This window comes from Romboutsia sp. MSSM.1001216sp_RTP31141st1_G3_RTP31141_220114 (assembly GCF_039031195.1).
GTDB lineage: Bacteria > Bacillota > Clostridia > Peptostreptococcales > Peptostreptococcaceae > Romboutsia_C > Romboutsia_C hominis.
The window spans coordinates 1-16682 of record NZ_JBCIUO010000022.1; the positions used below are offsets into that span (position 1 = coordinate 1).

Below are 16682 nucleotides of genomic sequence, written 5' to 3' on the forward strand. Positions count from 1 at the left end.
TTTTAAACCTTTATTTATATCATTTATACTAAATGCAATAGAATTATTATTTGAATTATCACTACTCTTTTTTCTTCTTTTTTTATTAACTCTTACTTTTTTTGTTTTATCTCTACTATTTCTATCATTTTTTTGAGTCATATCAATATTTTCCTTAACCCCCTTTGATTTAGCTTTATTTTTATTATCAAATAAGGATAAATCTCCTAATGATATATTCCCGTTACTAAGTGCAATCATTCCAAGTATTAAAAGTAGATTATTCAATAATCGTCACCCCTTAAAATATACTTCTCCCTCATATATATTTATGTTTTATTTGTTATTAGTGTTACTTTTTTTTATTTCGTGTGCATATATATTATCTATAGAAATTTTTATCTAAGATAGAATCTCTTCACATTTTATAATTTTTTCTATATATAAATAGTATGAGAAAAATTCAATATATATTATAGAAAGGGGCATTTTTATGAAAAAGATAAATGCAGAAGCTCTAGAGAAAATGGCTAAAGAAAAAAATATAGATAAAGATAAAATAGAACAAATTGCTGACAGCTATAAAGGTAAGTCTGAAGGTGAGTTAATGGATGAACTAATCAAAATAGGTCAAACTCTAAAGGGAAGAGATGAAGTTGTCTCTAAATTTAAGACTTTCCTAGATGAAGAACAGCGAAATAAACTAGATGTTATAATGAAAAAAATATCTGATGCTGAAATTGAAAATAAAATTAATGCTAAGAAATCTAAAACTAAAAAAGGATCTGGAGCTTCTACTAGTGAATCTAAAAATTCTAAATCTAGTAAAAAGTCTAAGCCTAGCAAAAACAAAATATCTTCTCCTAGTGAGTCATCTTCCCCAGCACATCCAAAAAAAGTAGTTAAAAAAGTCAAAAAAACTAAAAGACCATAAATAAAAAAAGCTATCCTAAAATTAGGATAGCTTTTTTTAACTTATTTTAGAATGTATATCCTCTATTACCTTATCTTTAATCTTATTTCCTAGCTCTAATATTTCACCACAACATTTAGTATAGTGATTTTTTGTATTATCATCCTTAATACTAGATAAATTTACCTTTACATTAAGTATAGCACCTTCTAACCCTGTATAAATCATTAATGTCCCTACACCTATATCTGTTATGGCATTTTGATTTCCATAAGTAGCTATATAATCTACTAATTTTAATGCTTCTAGTGATAATTCTGCTGTCTTATACGGAACTTCTATTGAAAATAAAGTTGCATCTTGAATTGCACTATTTCTATTTTTTATTTCTTCCTCACTATTTTTAGGCATTTTTAAAGCCTTCATAACTTCATTAAATGCTTCTGTATCTTTATCAACTAAGTTTACTAGTTCTTGCCTTATATCTGATAGTTGATTAAATATATTTACAAATTCTATTCTTATAGCTTCATCTAAATTTTCATATTTTTTCTTTCCAAAACTTAAATGAGCCATCATTTTGCAAAGTCCTACCCCTATATTACTAGCTAAAGCAGCTACTGAACCTCCACCAGGAGCTGGTGAGCTAGAATCTACTTCATCAGAAAATTCATTTAAACTCATATCTATTAATTTCATACTTTCCCCATCCTTTAATTGTTATAACATACACGCTTATCTTTTACTACTAGTTTTCCATCTTTATAAACTCTATCTACATGGTTTATTCCAAAGTGATACATTAAGTATTCTATATTAGGAGAATCAAATATAACAAAATCTGCTCTTTTACCGACTTCTATTGATCCTATTTCATATTGCCTATCAATACAATACGATGCATTAATAGTTACTGCATTTAAAACTTCATTTGGAGTCATTTTCAATCCTAAACATCCTAATTGCATTGCAAATTGAAGATTTTCACTTGGACAACTCCCTGGATTATAATCACTAGATATAGCTACTCTAACACCTAAATCTATCATTTTTCTTGCATTTGCATATGATTTATTTAAATTAAATGATGTTGCTGGAAGAATATTAGCTACTACATTTTCTTTTGCCATCATTTTAATACCATCTTCACTAGCTGCCATTAAATGGTCGGCTGATATACAGCCTAATTTTGCAGAAAGCTCTGCTCCTCCTAGTGATACAATCTCATCAGCATGAATTTTTAGTTTATATCCACATTCCTTTGCCTTTTTAAGTATTAATTCACTTTCTTCTATTGAAAATACACTATCTTCACAAAATACATCGCAAAATTCAGCTAAATCTAATTCCTTTATCTTCTTCATGTCTTCTAATATTTTAAATATAAACTCATCATGATTTTCTCTATATTCTAACGGTATAGCATGTGCTCCTAAATATGTATGTACTAAATCTATAGGATGATCATTATCTAACTCTTTTGCAACTTCAAGTTGTTTTATTTCTGTATCTAATTCTAATCCATAACCACTCTTAGCTTCTACTGTTGTTACTCCAAACTCTAACATTCTATCTAAGCTTTTTTTAGCTTTATCGTATAATTCTTCTTTAGTAGATATTTTAGTAGCATTAACCGTGCTTAAAATTCCTCCACCTTGTTTTAATATATCTATATAAGAAACACCCAAAAGTTTCTTATAAAATTCATTTTCTCTTGATCCGCCATGCACTAAATGAGTATGTGAATCTATAAGCCCTGGTGTTACTAATAAACCATTTGCATCTACTACCTCTGTTTTTTCATCTATCATGCTATGATAATCATCTTTACTTCCTATTGAAATGAATTTACCATCTTTTATTGATATATATGCATCTTCTATCATTTCTATATTGCTCATATCTTTTTTACTTTTAGTTTCATCACTTTTACAAGTAGCTAATTTACCAATGTTTTTTATAATCAAATCTGCTATCATACCATTACTCCATCAAACTAGTTTCTAATACTTTTTCTAAATCAAAGTTTTCTAATCCTAAATAATAAGAAGCAACATCTATAAGTGCCTCCATAGGGCAAAGTCCTACTACTTCACTTCCAGTAACATTTACTCCAAACCTTCTAGCTTCCATTTTTACAGCTTCAAAAGCCCTATACATACTAGTTTTTGTGTAATCAGTTAGATTCATCGTTACTTGAGTGATTTTTCTTTCTGGTATTTCAACAGGTCCCGCTTTTATATACCTATAACCTCCGCTTGAGTGTCTAATAGTTTTAGCTATTTTATTTGCAATTTCTATGTTATCAGTATCAAGGTTTATATTATATGCAATAAGAGGTCTCCTAGCACCTATAGCTATTGCACCTGCGCTTTCATGCTTTTTAGCTTCTCCAAAATCAGGTATCCAATTGCTATCTTTTAGCTTTTCATCTAAACCTTCAAATTCTCCTTTTCTTACGTTGGCAAGATTTTGTCTATCAGGTTTTGTCGCTGCATCTTCATATAAAAATACTGGTATACTTAATTTATCTGAAACTTCTCTTCCAAGTTCTTTAGCTAAATTGACAGCATCCTCCATAGTCATATCTTTTATAGGTATAAATGGACAAACATCAGTTGCACCAAATCTTGAATGTTGCCCCTTATGATTATTCATATCTATTATATTTTTAGCAACTTCTATAGACTCAAACACTGCCTTTTTAACTTGTTGTGGTTCTCCTATAACTGTTACAACCAGTCTATTGTAATTTTTATCAGCTTCATAGTTTAATAGCTTTACACCTTCTTTTTTTCTTAGTGGTTCTACTATTTTCTCTATTTTTTCTAAATCTCTTCCTTCACTAAAATTTGGTACGCATTGAACTACGGCCATATACTTCCCCCCCCTATAACTTTATATGTTTTATATAGAATTTAAAATTTATTATGTGGTTAATATTTTCTATAATAATTTGCTAAAAATTTAAATTCTCTATAATCTCATCTATAACTTCTTCTTCTACCAAATATGGTAATGTTATATGATCTTTGCCTTTACACATTTTATTATATTCAATAACTGTACTTATAGAATTTTCATTTCTAGCCCATGCTCTTCTTGCAACACCACTCATAACATCCCAAGGCATAGAACTTCTTAATATATCGTCAACTCTTAAAGATCCATCTAATACCATTCCAAACCCGCCATTTATAGATTTACCTATACCAACTCCTCCTCCATTGTGAAGAGCTACCAAACTCATTCCTCTTGCACAATTACCTGCAAAACAATGAGTTGCCATATCAGCCATTATATTACTTCCATCTTTTATATTTGATGTCTCTCTAAATGGAGAATCTGTACCTGACACATCATGGTGATCTCTACCTAACATTACTGGTCCTATTTCACCTTTTCTTATCATGTCATTAAATTTAAGTGCAATGTTAGTTCTTCCCATAGCATCTTGATATAATATTCTAGCTTGAGTACCTACAACCAAAGCGTTTTTCTTTGCATCTCTTATCCATATCCAGTTATCTCTATCTTGATATCTTCTGTCTGGATCTATTATCTCCATCGCTGCTTTATCTGTTTTTTCTAAGTCTTCTTCTTTTCCTGATAGGCATACCCATCTAAATGGACCATATCCATAGTCAAACAATTGAGGCCCTAGTATATCTTCAACATATGATGGGAATATAAATCCATCTTTTTCATCTACTTTATTTTTTGATATTTCCTTACACCCTGCATCATATATAGCTTTCATAAAACTGTTACCATAATCAAAGAAATATGTTCCTCTTTTATTAAGTTCTTTTATCAAATTAAAATGATTTACTAGAGTTTTATTTACAAGTTCTATAAATCTAGTTTTATTCTTATCTAAAAGCTCTGTTCTTTCTTCAAATGTAATACCTTGTGGGCAGTATCCTCCATCATAAACAGCATGACAAGATGTTTGGTCAGAAAGTAAGTCTATAAATATGTTATTATTAACAGCATATTCTAATAAATCTACTATATTTCCATGATATGCAATGGCACATTCTTTTCTTTTGTCCATATACTCCTTCGCTAAATTAAATGCTTCTTCACAGGTATTAGCAATTTTACTAACCCAACCTTGATTATATCTTGTTTCTATTCTTGAATAATCAACTTCAGCTATTATACCTACTCCACCAGCAATTTCTATAGCCTTACCTTGAGCACCACTCATTCCTCCAAGGCCCGAAGTTACAAATAGTTTGCCTTTTAAATCTTCTTCCTTCCCTAAACCTAGTACTAATCTTCCTGCATTTAAAAGTGTTGAATAAGTTCCATGAACGATTCCTTGCGGACCTATATACATCCATCCTCCAGCTGTCATCTGTCCATAATTTGAAACACCTATAGCAGCTGCTCTTTTCCATTCTTCTTGGTTATCAAACATTCCTATCATAAGACCATTTGTAAGTATTACTCTTGGGGCATCTGGTTTTGACTTAAAAAGACCTAATGGATGGCCAGATTGTATAACTAATGTTTGATCTTCAGTTAAAACTTTTAGATACTCTTTAACCAGTACATATTGCATCCAATTTTGAAACACTTGCCCTGTTTCTCCATAAGTTACAAGCTCATATGGATAAAGAGCTATATCAAAATCTAGGTTATTATCTATCATAACCTGAAAGGCTTTACCTTCTATACATTTTCCTTCATACTCTTCTATAGATTTTCCTTTTATATTTCCTTTTGGTCTAAATCTATATCCATATATTCTTCCCATTGTCATTAGTTCTTTTAAAAACTCTGGTGCTAATTCTTCATGATAATTTTCAGGTATATATCTTAATGCATTTTTAAGCGCTAACTTTATATCCTCTTTAGATAGTTTTGCCTCTCTTTTTGGCGCTCTTCTTATTCCTTTAATAAATTCACAATTATCTTTAGGTATTTCATTAATTTTTATAGACATTCCTTCAAATATTTCTTGATTTAAAATATTTAATGTTTTCTCCATTAGCATCCTCCTTATAGTGCTTTATATAAAACTTACTTCTGGAATTTCTTCATTTACTAAAATATCTTCTTCTATAGCTTCTTCTACTTTATCAATTATTAAATTTGAAATTATTATATCTTCGCATTTATCAATATCTTTATACATTATCCTATCTTTATCAACAAATGGTATATTATCTCTCACAACTTTATAGGCAGCCTTACTTCCTACTCCTAAATTATTATTTTCTCTTAAATCTATGGCTTGGACTGCTCCTAATATTTCCATTGATAATACTTTTCTAGTATTTTTCATTATTTCTCTTGCTTTTCTAGCTGCTATAGTTCCCATAGAAACATGATCTTCTTGATTTGCTGATGATGGTATTGAATCTACACTTGCTGGATGTGCTAAAACTTTGTTTTCAGATACTAGAGATGCTGCACTATACTGCACAATCATAAATCCTGAGTTTAATCCACCTTTATTTACTAAAAATGCTGGCAAATTATGATTTATTGCTGGGTTTACTAATTTTTCTAATCTTCTTTCTGATATATTAGCTATCTCTGCTAATGCTATTGATAAAAAATCAAAAGCTAATGCCATTGGTTGTCCGTGGAAGTTTCCACCTGATATAACTTCTTCTTGATTTGGAAATATTATTGGGTTGTCTGTTACTGAGTTGATCTCTATATTTACTTTATTTTTAACATATTCTATAGCATCTTTGCTAGCACCATGTATTTGAGGAGAACATCTTAATGAATATGCATCTTGTACTCTTATTTCTCCTTGTTTTGTTGTCATTTCACTATCTTTAACTATATTTAATATATTTTTAGCTGTATTTATTTGACCTTTATGTGGTCTTACTCTATGAACCTTCTCGTCCATTGCACAAGATATTCCATTTAAACCTTCCATAGTTAAAGCTAATGCTATATCTGCATGCTTTAATAGATTTATGGAGTCATATAGTGTTAATAGACCTATTGCCGTCATAACTTGTGTTCCATTTATAAGAGCTAAACCTTCTTTATAAGATAAGTCTTCTAATATATCTATGTTTGCTTTTTTCATTGCTTCTTTTGAAGGTAATCTTTCACCTTTATATATAGCTTCACCTTCTCCTATCATAGTTAAAACCATATGAGATAGTGGCGCTAAATCTCCAGATGCACCAAGTGAACCTTTCTCTGGTATTATAGGATGTACTCCTTCATTTACCATACTTATTAATACTTCTAATGTTTGTAATCTTATCCCTGAATATCCCTTTGACAAAGCATTTATTCTAAGTAGCATAATAGCTCTTACTATTTCTTCGTCTAGTGGATTTCCCACTCCACAAGAATGACTTATAATTAAATTTCTTTGTAATTCTTTTGCGTCATCTTTAGATATAACTATATCTGAAAATCTTCCAAAGCCTGTAGTTATTCCATAAGATACTTTATCTTCTTTCACGAATTTATCTACTAAAGCTCTAGATTTTTGAATATTATCTATAGCTTCCTTACTAAGCTTTACCTTATAATCATTCCTTGCTACTTTTACAACATCTTCTATGGTTAAATCATTTCCATTTAGTGTAATTATCCCCACAGCGTAACCTCCCCAATGTAAAAATATATTCTATTTAAAAGACTTCTATACTTTTTTATGCAATCCTCCTTAATAATAATTAAAATTATATGATATAGCTATAATAAAAAAGTGTCTTAAAATAATGCTAGTATTATTTTAAGACACTTTTTTATTATCTTTCTATTACACTTTCTCTTTCAACTATTCTGTATGGTAATTCTATTTTCTTTTCGTCTAACTGTTCTTTATTTATCATTTTGATTACCATTCTTATAGCTACAGCTCCCATATCATATAATGGTTGATGTACTGTAGTTAATTTTGGTCTATACATATTAGCTATTTTTACATCATTAAATCCTGCAACTGATATATCTTCCGGTACTTTATATCCAGCATCGCATATTGCATTTATGGCTCCTATTGCAGCTTCATCTCCCGTTACAAATGCTGCATGAGGTATTATTCCTTCATCAAGTAGTTCTTTCATACTTTCATATCCAGCTTCATAAGTAGTTCCACCATATTTAACTAAGCTCTTATCTAATTGTATATTTCTTTCATTTAAGGCTTCTTCATATCCCGATAATCTTTCCATTTCAAGTACTGTATCATCTTTACTAGTCATCACAAATGCTATTTTTTCATGCCCTTTATCTAAAAGATATTTAGTCATATCATAAGTAGCTTCTTTATTACTTGTACTTACTGTATATATATCATAATTTCTTGCTGTTTTACTTATATAAGTTGCTGGTATTCCACAGTTTTGTATATAGTTTATATGATCTTCTTCTACTTTCCAAGATATCATAACGATACCTTCAACTTGTTTTGCTCTTAGTAAATTTATACTTTTTAATTCTTGTTCTTTATTTGAGTAAGTATTAGCTAATAATATCTCATAATCATACATTTTAGCTACTTCCTCTATACCATTTAATATTTCATTTACAAAAGAATCCGATACTTCTGGTACTATAACTCCTATTAGCTGACTTTTTTTAGTAACTAAACTTCGAGCTAGAGGGTTTGGTATATAACCTGTTTCCTTTATAACATCTAAAACTTTTTGCTTTACTTCATCAGTAACTGGTTTTGAATCATTTATAACTCTAGATACCGTAGATATAGAAACTCCAGCTCTTTTTGCCACATCTTTTATAGTTATGTTGCTTTTCATTTTAGTTCCTCCTTATACATATTTTATGTATTTTAAAGTTTAATCCGTCTACTTTCTTAAATTTTAATTTTACCATATATTATAAATTTTATAAATATTTTAAGACGATTATTTATTAGTTTTATTATGTAATATAATTTTTATACCCAAAAACAGCGTATTAATTTACCTTCATAAGTAAATATTTTATCTCTAAATTAAAAAAAAAGCAACGGTATTTAACACCGTTGCTTTTTTAGTAAATATTAACAGCAATCTCCGTCTTCGAAAAGACCTCCACAAGAACATGTTATTAATAATAATATTAAGAATGGTATCCAATCAGTTATACAAATCTCACTCCAACATTCTTGGAAAGCTAAGAATAAGAAGAATAATACTATTATCCACCAAGCTCCACCTGCGAAAAATCCACAATCTCCAAAAAATCTATCTAGCATAACAAATTCCTCCCTTTGATAAATTTTTTAATGAATTAACTTTTAGATGTCTATACATAATCTAAAATTTTGTATAGTATATAATATGAATCTTTTAAATTTTTGTTACTCATAATGTTTTTTATTTTTTAATTTTACTAACAATCTCCTCCAATTTCTCCACAACTACAAACTATTAATAGTAATATTAAGAATGGTATCCATTCAACTATTTCTATTTCACACCATTGTTCTCCAAATACTAAGAATAAGAAGAATAATATTATTATCCACCAAGCACCTCCAAAGAAACCATCACAACCACCAAATAATCTATCTAACATTTTGCTACCTCCTGTTGTTATTATAATTTGAGTTTTCACTCTTAACATATAATATGCAAGAAATTAAATTTGTGATATTAGTTTGTATAATTTTTATTTTTATAATTTAAAATAAAAAAACAAAAGAATGCAAAGCACTCTTTTGTTTTCTTATTTAGCATCCACAGTCGAAGTTAGCCTCACAGCATCCAAAATCTCCATCATTAACTCCTACACATGAACACACTATTAATAATAATATTAGGAATGGAATCCAGTCAGTTATGCATATATCGCTCCAACATTCTTGGAAAACTAAGAACAAGAAGAATAGTATTATTATCCACCATCCTCCTCCTCCCATACAATCAAAAACTCTACTTAATTTGCTACTCACAAAAATCCCCCCTACATAAGAATAATTCTTTAGTGAAGTATATTTATGTCTCGTTAGGGCTTTTGCCCACTTAATACATAGTATGTAATTTTTCAAAAAGTGTTATTATTTTTTTATAATTTATAAAATTTTTTGTTAATAAAGAACTCTAAATAGAGTTCTTTATTAACAACATCCACATCCACAATCAAAATCAAAATTAGTCAATAAAAGTATTATAAGAACTATCCAAATAATACCCATATCATCACATAATATCCATTCAAGAAGATCATCTCCTAGTAAAAGTATTACACCTATTACTATCAATACTATTAGACCAGTGTTGCCAAATAATCCTCCTCCAAAGAATCTTGATAATCCTTGATCTGTTGACATTAATATCCCACCTTTAATTTTATGAATAATAGTATATTACTAACTATTTAATAAATATTATGTAATAATGTGTAAAATTGTTACCCTTTTATTAAATTAAATCATAATATATTTGTCTATTACTAAATTTTTTTACACAAAAAAAGAAATCAAATGATTTCTTTAAAAAAGCTTATTAACAAAGACTTTCATCAAAATTAAATAATAAAAGTAGTACTAATATAATCCACATCCAAGCATTATCGTTTTCTAGAAAGTCATCTAATAAATCTGTAAATATAACAATAAATACTAATACTATAACTATTAGCATTCTATTGTTTAAAATATTATTATTCCCTCCAAACAAACGAGTTAGGGTATCTTCTAATTTTGCCATTAAACCCCCCCTTTTAATTCATGATGTCTTTATTAAATGTATATAAGATTACTATACTAAGTTTTTATTGATTATTAACCTATCAATCTCTCTATCACATAATTTATTGTACTTTTCTACTTCTCCTAAATATATCTTTTTACCTTCTGTCTCTTTTAAGCTTTTTACTAAACTATCTATGGACTTTACCTTATAGTTTTTATAATTATCTATTAAAAATGTTGTATCAGTATTATTTAATCCTTCTTTAAGACTATTAAGTCTTTTTATATAGTCTTGTTTATTTTCTAATACATAATATTCCTTATCTATTATATCTTCTAGTATAATATTTGTTTCTGCCACATAATCTTTAATCTTTTGCATATCTAATGTTACTGAATTATAATAAAAATTTCCTAATATTACTAAAAATACTCCAATTGAAGATATTAGTAAACTTATATACTTCATAACAATTCCTCCTATGTATAAAATTTATATATTAATTTATATTCTCATTAAAAAAGTTTATTACATTTTCTTAAAAACTCTATTGAAAAATTTTTAATATTATATTAAACTACAAGTAAATTTATAAACCGTGTCTAGGAGGGTTAAACCATGTTTGAAAAAATAAAATCAATAATAGCTGAACAATTAGGAATAGATAACACAAATGTAATGACTAAAGATACTTCTTTAATAGAAGATTTAGAAGCTGACTCTTTAGATGCTGTTGAAGTTATAATGGCTCTTGAAGATGAATTTGGAATAGAAATTCCAGATGAGGAAGCTGAAAACTTCAAAACTATAGGTGATATCTGTAAATATATAGAAGATAACCAATAATCTAAAGAAATAAAGCCGAGCATATGAAGCTCGGTTTTAACTTATTAACAGCAAAAATCATCATGGCAACCATCATTTCTCCCAAGCATAAATACTAAAAATACTAAAAGTATAATCCAAACTAATGAATTATTTTGGTCGAAAAAACAATCTAAGTTTCCATTTGAATTAATTAAAAGAAGTACAACCAATCCTATTATCAAAAAAAATATCATTGGATTATCATCTACAAAATCAAACCCTCTTAACATATCTTTTAGTTGTTCCATATTTCCCCCCTTAATATGTAACAATTTTAGTCCTATTATATTTATATGGCTTTCAATAATATATATTGCATGTACACTAAAAAATTAAATTTACTCCTAATAATTAAAATATTATTTTTAACATGCGCAGATTTCTTGAAATTACTTTACTCTAAAAATTAAACATATATTTTAAGTTTAATACAGAAAGTTTAATACAGAATATTTGTATACAAAAAGCACCAAAGCTTTATAAGTCTTTGGTGCTTTTTGCTACTTCTCTTCGTAAAATCTAATATTTTTTAATGTTATATCTATACTTCCATCTGGGTTTTGCTTTACACTGTATTTCATTGGGTCTTCAAAATCTTCTAAATTTCCTTTTAAATCAAATCCATTATCCGTTTTTATACTTCTTTTCTTAAGCTTTTTTTCAACCCATGTTTTATCTATATTGAAACCTTCATCTAATCCCTTATCTTCCATATGTTCTTTGAAGCTTTCTTTTAGATTTTCATCTTTTATATTATTTTCTATAAAATCATTCACATCTATTTCATGCTTTTCTTTTAATGTATAATTAAGTACACTTCTCATATCTTCTGCTTGTTTTATATTTTCTGTTAATGCATTTGTTATCCAATTTTCCGCTGACTTTTTAAATACCTTCGTCTTATATTTGTCATCATCAATTCTTTCTGCATTTAAGAATTCCTTAATGAACTTTGATTCACTTTCTTCCTTCTCTGCATCTTTATCTAACAATCTTAAATGAAACTCATCATTTATTCCACTTACTCCTATAATTGCACATTGCTTTTGTCTTCCTGTTTCTGGTATACCTATTTCATTTGCAACCATTTGTATATTAAACTTATCATCTATAAATTCTATAGAATGAGTGTAAAGTTTTTTATAATCTAGCTTAAGTATAGCTACATATTTTTCATCCTTAACTGTATATAAACATATTGCTAAATCACATGAATCTATTTCCGAATTGATCTTCATTATATCAAATAAATATGCTGCTATTTCCTTAGAATTTTCTAAGAAAGTACTTTCATCATATATTATCTGCTCACAGCAATTTTTTATTATATTATTGTTATAATCCTTAAATATTCCTTTTCTTAAATCATCATCTTTAGTTACTCTTTTTATTATTTTTTGGAAAAACTTATCTACCTCAGGATTTATTTTTCCCTCATAGTCATTTAGTATTGGAACATCACTATTTTTATCTAATACATGTATTATAAACTTATGAATTATCATAATCTCACCTCTAATTATATTTGTTATTTTAGCTTATTTATTAAGTCTTCTATATCTTTTGGTAAATTAGCCTTAAACTCTAACTCTTCTTTCGTTCTAGGCTGATTAAATTTTAAGCTATATGCATGTAATGCTTGTCTATTTATGAGATTTTCATCTACATATCCATAAAGCTCATCACCTATTATACCATGCCCTATATAGTTCATATGGACTCTTATTTGATGTGTTCTCCCTGTTTCAAGCTTTACTTCTAGTACTGTAGCATCATTTAATCTTTCTAATACTTTATAATGAGTTACAGATTCCTGCCCTCTTTCATCCACAACTCTTTTTATACTATCTTCCGTGGGTCTATATATTGGTTGATTTATAGTTCCAAAATCTTCTTTTACTATTCCTTTTACAACAGTTATATAAGTTTTTTCAACTTTATCTTTGCTCATATCTAATGATAAAGTATGATGTGCATAAGCATTTTTGGCAACTATAACTAAACCAGATGTATTCATATCTAATCTATTTACAAACCTTACTTTAACTTTTTCATTTTTCTTGATTATATAGTCAGTTATCCCATTTGCTATTGTGCTTTCACTATGGCTTTTAGTCGGATGTACCACCATAAACGGTGGTTTGTTAACCATTATTATATCAAAGTCATCATACAATATGTCTAAATTTAAATCTTGTGGTGTAAAATTCGCCATATCTTCTTCTATTTTTACTTCTATTAAATCACCTTTTTTAACTTTAGTACTAGGCTTTTTAAATTCACCGTTTACTAACATACTTTGTTCTCTTTTCATCTTTGATAATGATCTTACAGAGAAATTTAATTTATCTAATAGTATCTCTTTTAACGTTGAATTTTCTTCACTCGTATAAGATATGATATTATACCTTTGTTCTTCCTTTTTAAACAAATCTGCACCTACCTTCTTTTCTTATAACATTATATATTTTATACTATTTTAGATTAATAGATAAGACCTTTTATTATTAATATCTTACTTATATTTGTTTATAAACTTTAAATTTTACTTATTTTTAGTATACATAAATTCTTTCTTTATGTATTATCTTATATATGTACCTCTATAATCAACTATTTGAGTATAAAGAGTTTATTTGTCTACTTTTAATTAACTATAATTTAACCTATTAAGTTATGCTATAATACAAAGTATAGAGGGGTGGAAAAATGAGAAAAATTATAACTGTAAAATCAAATGAACTTAAAAAATCTATTGCAACGAAAAACTTATTAACTAACAAACTGATTTCTGCTGGATTTGAGGTAATCGATTATTTCCATCCAGATACAGAACTTGTTATATCAATTGGTGGAGATGGATCTTTTTTAAAGACTGTTCACGATTTTAATTTTCCTGATGTTCCAGTAGTCGGGATAAACACAGGGCACCTTGGCTTTTTCCCAGATATTTCTCCAGATGATATTGATAGATTTATAACATCATACATAAATGAAGATTATTTGATACAAGATATACCTCTTCTTGGTGCTAGTATCTGTACTGATAAACATTGTAATGATATATTTGCTATAAATGAAGTCGTTGTAAAAGGAGATAAATCTAGGATTATACACATTGACGTAAATATAAATGATAGACATATACAAAAATTTAGTGGAGATGGAATGATTATATCAACTCCTACAGGTTCAACAGCCTACAATTATGCAGCAGGAGGTAGTATTGTTGATCCAAGTATAAGCTTAATGCAGCTTACTCCACTTTATCCTATAAATACAAATGCTTATAGAAGTTTTACTTCTAGTATTATATGTTCTAATGATTCTGTAATAAATATTACTCCTGAATATAGATTTGAAAACTCAATTATAATAGTAATAGATGGAGTCGAGCATAAATTTAATCGTATTTCTAGCATTAAAACTTTTATGTCTGATGTTAAAATAAAATTACTCAGAATGTCAAACTATGAATTTTGGAGTAGGGTTTCTGAAAAATTCTTGTAATCTTAACTTAGGAGGAAATGAAATGAAAATAGGTGTAATGAGCGATACTCATGGAAGTTTACTTTATTTTGAAAAGGCACTAGATGCATTATCTGAGTGTGATGTAATTTTACATGGTGGTGATGTTCTGTACCATGGACCTAGAAATGATATTCCAGAAGGTTATAATCCAAAAGGAGTAATAGCCAAAATTAATGAACTTAATAATATAATTATCGCTAGGGGAAATTGTGACGCTGACGTTGATCAAATGGTTATAAAGCATCCTATCCAAAGTCCGTATGTTATGAATCAATTTGGTGAAACTAGAATAATAATGACTCATGGATATACTAAGTCTAAAGAAGATACTATACAAGATGCTAAAAATATGGGTGGAGATATACTTATTCTTGGTCATACTCATGTTAAAGAACTTTATATAGATGAAAATTTAATAGTATTAAATCCTGGAAGTACATCAATTCCTAAAGATGGCACTCATTCAGTCGCTATTATAGATATAAATCAAAGTGATGATGAAGTTAATATGGAATTTAACTTACTAGATATAAATAGCGGCGACGTAATACATATAAATTAAAAGGGAGAGGTTATTTTAGCCTCTCCTCTATTTATATATATCTACTTTTTATTCATCGTCTCCACTTTTTTTAACCGTTTTAGAATCGCTCACTTTTTTACTATTTTTTATTGGTTCACTCTTACTATCATGTTTGCTATCGTGTTTGTTGTCATGCTGGCTATCATGTTTGCTATCATGCTGGCTATCGTGTTTGCTATCATGTTTGCTATCATGTTTGCTATCATGCGAGCTTTTACTACTCTGCATTTTTTTTCTAAAATTCATATCCCATATACTCCTTATTTTTTAATAATTATATTTTCCTATTTTCTTGCTAGTCCTAACAACAATTGTTATTGTTATTATCATCATCGCAATTGTTATTATTGCAATTTATTTCATCATGTTCAAATTTATGTTTTTTTCCACAACATCCACAAGTAACATATATATTTATAGGTGTGTGAACAGTTATTGGTCCTATATTGTTGTTTGCATTTGATTGATTGTTTGCACTAGATTCTGATGTTGAATCTACATCTGCACTTGCATCTGCTGTTGAGTCTGAGTCTGATGTTGAATCAGATGTCGCATCTGCATCCGCTGTTGCATCTGAATCTGATGTTGATGTTGAGTCAGATGTTGCATCTGCATCCGCTGTTGAGTCCGCATCTGCTGTTGCATCTGAGTCTGATGTTGAATCAGATGTTGCATCTGCATCCGCTGTTGAGTCTGCATCTGCTGTTGCATCTGAGTCTGATGTTGAATCAGATGTCGCATCTGCATCCGCTGTTGAGTCCGCATCTGCTGTTGCATCTGAGTCTGATGTTGAATCAGATGTTGAGTCCGCATCTGCTGTTGAGTCCGCATCTGCTGTTGCATCTGAGTCTGATGTTGAATCAGATGTTGCATCTGCTGTTGCATCTGAGTCTGATGTTGAATCAGATGTTGAGTCCGCATCTGCTGTTGAGTCCGCATCTGCTGTTGCATCTGAGTCTGATGTTGAATCAGATGTTGCATCTGCTGTTGCATCTGAGTCTGATGTTGAATCAGATGTCGCATCTGCATCCGCTGTTGCATCTGAATCTGATGTTGATGTTGAGTCAGATGTTGCATCTGCTGTTGAGTCTGCATCCGCTGTTGCATCTGAGTCTGATGTTGATGTTGAGTCAGATGTTGCATCTGCATCTGCTGTTGAGTCTGAGTCTGATGT

Annotated in this window: 21 protein-coding genes and 1 pseudogene; 4 read left to right on the forward strand and 18 right to left on the reverse strand. The window is 29.0% G+C overall.

Going from position 1 to position 16682, the window contains the following annotated elements; genetic code table 11:
- Positions 1-267: pseudogene (locus tag ABCP60_RS14530) on the reverse strand (hypothetical protein); the annotation flags it as partial.
- Positions 268-472: 205 nt separating this feature from the next.
- On the opposite strand from ABCP60_RS14530, the gene ABCP60_RS14535 reads away from it, so the two are divergent.
- Positions 473-913, forward strand: a complete 441-nt coding sequence (locus tag ABCP60_RS14535; RefSeq protein ID WP_092927320.1) for a hypothetical protein — start codon at positions 473-475, stop codon at positions 911-913.
- 36 nt (positions 914-949) lie between these two features.
- Here the strand turns inward: ABCP60_RS14535 and ABCP60_RS14540 are convergent, their stop codons facing one another.
- From ABCP60_RS14540 to ABCP60_RS14595, 12 genes are all read right to left on the reverse strand, one after another.
- Entirely contained in the window at positions 950-1591 is a 642-nt protein-coding gene (locus tag ABCP60_RS14540; RefSeq protein WP_092927322.1) for a cyclodeaminase/cyclohydrolase family protein, read from the reverse strand.
- Positions 1592-1605: 14 nt separating this feature from the next.
- On the reverse strand, positions 1606-2871 hold the full coding sequence (gene hutI / locus ABCP60_RS14545) for an imidazolonepropionase (RefSeq protein ID WP_092927324.1): 1266 nt from the start codon (positions 2869-2871) through the stop codon (positions 1606-1608).
- Between the two features lie 4 nt (positions 2872-2875).
- Positions 2876-3769, reverse strand: coding sequence for a glutamate formimidoyltransferase (gene ftcD / locus ABCP60_RS14550; RefSeq protein ID WP_092927326.1), 894 nt, complete (start codon positions 3767-3769; stop codon positions 2876-2878).
- Positions 3770-3851: 82 nt separating this feature from the next.
- Positions 3852-5891 (reverse strand): urocanate hydratase, encoded by a 2040-nt coding sequence (locus ABCP60_RS14555; RefSeq protein ID WP_343102006.1) that lies wholly within the window; start codon positions 5889-5891, stop codon positions 3852-3854.
- Between the two features lie 21 nt (positions 5892-5912).
- Entirely contained in the window at positions 5913-7481 is a 1569-nt protein-coding gene (hutH, locus tag ABCP60_RS14560) for a histidine ammonia-lyase (RefSeq protein WP_166504886.1), read from the reverse strand.
- A 154-nt stretch (positions 7482-7635) separates the two neighbouring features.
- A complete protein-coding gene (locus tag ABCP60_RS14565) occupies positions 7636-8646 on the reverse strand; it encodes a LacI family DNA-binding transcriptional regulator (RefSeq protein ID WP_166504885.1) in 1011 nt (336 codons plus the stop codon).
- A gap of 245 nt (positions 8647-8891) precedes the next feature.
- On the reverse strand, positions 8892-9086 hold the full coding sequence (locus tag ABCP60_RS14570) for a hypothetical protein (protein WP_092927334.1): 195 nt from the start codon (positions 9084-9086) through the stop codon (positions 8892-8894).
- A 137-nt stretch (positions 9087-9223) separates the two neighbouring features.
- The gene (locus ABCP60_RS14575; protein ID WP_092927336.1) at positions 9224-9409 is read right to left on the reverse strand and encodes a hypothetical protein; all 186 of its coding nucleotides are present in this window, start codon (positions 9407-9409) and stop codon (positions 9224-9226) included.
- Positions 9410-9563: 154 nt separating this feature from the next.
- The gene (locus ABCP60_RS14580; RefSeq protein WP_092927523.1) at positions 9564-9752 is read right to left on the reverse strand and encodes a hypothetical protein; all 189 of its coding nucleotides are present in this window, start codon (positions 9750-9752) and stop codon (positions 9564-9566) included.
- Between the two features lie 198 nt (positions 9753-9950).
- The gene (locus tag ABCP60_RS14585) at positions 9951-10163 is read right to left on the reverse strand and encodes a hypothetical protein (RefSeq protein ID WP_092927338.1); all 213 of its coding nucleotides are present in this window, start codon (positions 10161-10163) and stop codon (positions 9951-9953) included.
- A gap of 175 nt (positions 10164-10338) precedes the next feature.
- Positions 10339-10542, reverse strand: coding sequence for a hypothetical protein (locus ABCP60_RS14590; protein ID WP_092927340.1), 204 nt, complete (start codon positions 10540-10542; stop codon positions 10339-10341).
- Between the two features lie 51 nt (positions 10543-10593).
- Positions 10594-10995, reverse strand: a complete 402-nt coding sequence (locus ABCP60_RS14595) for a hypothetical protein (RefSeq protein ID WP_092927342.1) — start codon at positions 10993-10995, stop codon at positions 10594-10596.
- A gap of 150 nt (positions 10996-11145) precedes the next feature.
- On the opposite strand from ABCP60_RS14595, the gene acpP reads away from it, so the two are divergent.
- Complete coding sequence (gene acpP, locus ABCP60_RS14600) at positions 11146-11373, forward strand: acyl carrier protein (protein ID WP_092927344.1); 228 nt, start codon at positions 11146-11148, stop codon at positions 11371-11373.
- Positions 11374-11417: 44 nt separating this feature from the next.
- On the opposite strand, the gene ABCP60_RS14605 is transcribed toward acpP, so the two are convergent.
- The 3 genes from ABCP60_RS14605 to ABCP60_RS14615 form a co-directional block, all read right to left on the reverse strand.
- The gene (locus ABCP60_RS14605) at positions 11418-11642 is read right to left on the reverse strand and encodes a hypothetical protein (protein ID WP_092927346.1); all 225 of its coding nucleotides are present in this window, start codon (positions 11640-11642) and stop codon (positions 11418-11420) included.
- A gap of 252 nt (positions 11643-11894) precedes the next feature.
- Positions 11895-12899 carry a nucleoid-associated protein gene (locus ABCP60_RS14610; protein WP_195236798.1) on the reverse strand — a complete coding sequence of 335 codons (1005 nt, stop codon included), beginning with the start codon at positions 12897-12899 and terminating at the stop codon, positions 11895-11897.
- Between the two features lie 23 nt (positions 12900-12922).
- Positions 12923-13825 (reverse strand): RluA family pseudouridine synthase, encoded by a 903-nt coding sequence (locus ABCP60_RS14615; protein ID WP_092927350.1) that lies wholly within the window; start codon positions 13823-13825, stop codon positions 12923-12925.
- Between the two features lie 278 nt (positions 13826-14103).
- On the opposite strand from ABCP60_RS14615, the gene ABCP60_RS14620 reads away from it, so the two are divergent.
- Both ABCP60_RS14620 and yfcE read left to right on the forward strand, forming a co-directional pair.
- Entirely contained in the window at positions 14104-14904 is an 801-nt protein-coding gene (locus tag ABCP60_RS14620) for an NAD(+)/NADH kinase (RefSeq protein ID WP_092927352.1), read from the forward strand.
- 22 nt (positions 14905-14926) lie between these two features.
- The gene (yfcE, locus tag ABCP60_RS14625; protein WP_343102007.1) at positions 14927-15487 is read left to right on the forward strand and encodes a phosphodiesterase; all 561 of its coding nucleotides are present in this window, start codon (positions 14927-14929) and stop codon (positions 15485-15487) included.
- A gap of 48 nt (positions 15488-15535) precedes the next feature.
- Here the strand turns inward: yfcE and ABCP60_RS14630 are convergent, their stop codons facing one another.
- A complete protein-coding gene (locus ABCP60_RS14630; RefSeq protein ID WP_343102008.1) occupies positions 15536-15754 on the reverse strand; it encodes a hypothetical protein in 219 nt (72 codons plus the stop codon).
- A 55-nt stretch (positions 15755-15809) separates the two neighbouring features.
- Positions 15810-16682: hypothetical protein (locus tag ABCP60_RS14635; RefSeq protein WP_343102009.1), on the reverse strand; the 873-nt coding region annotated here is incomplete at its 5' end.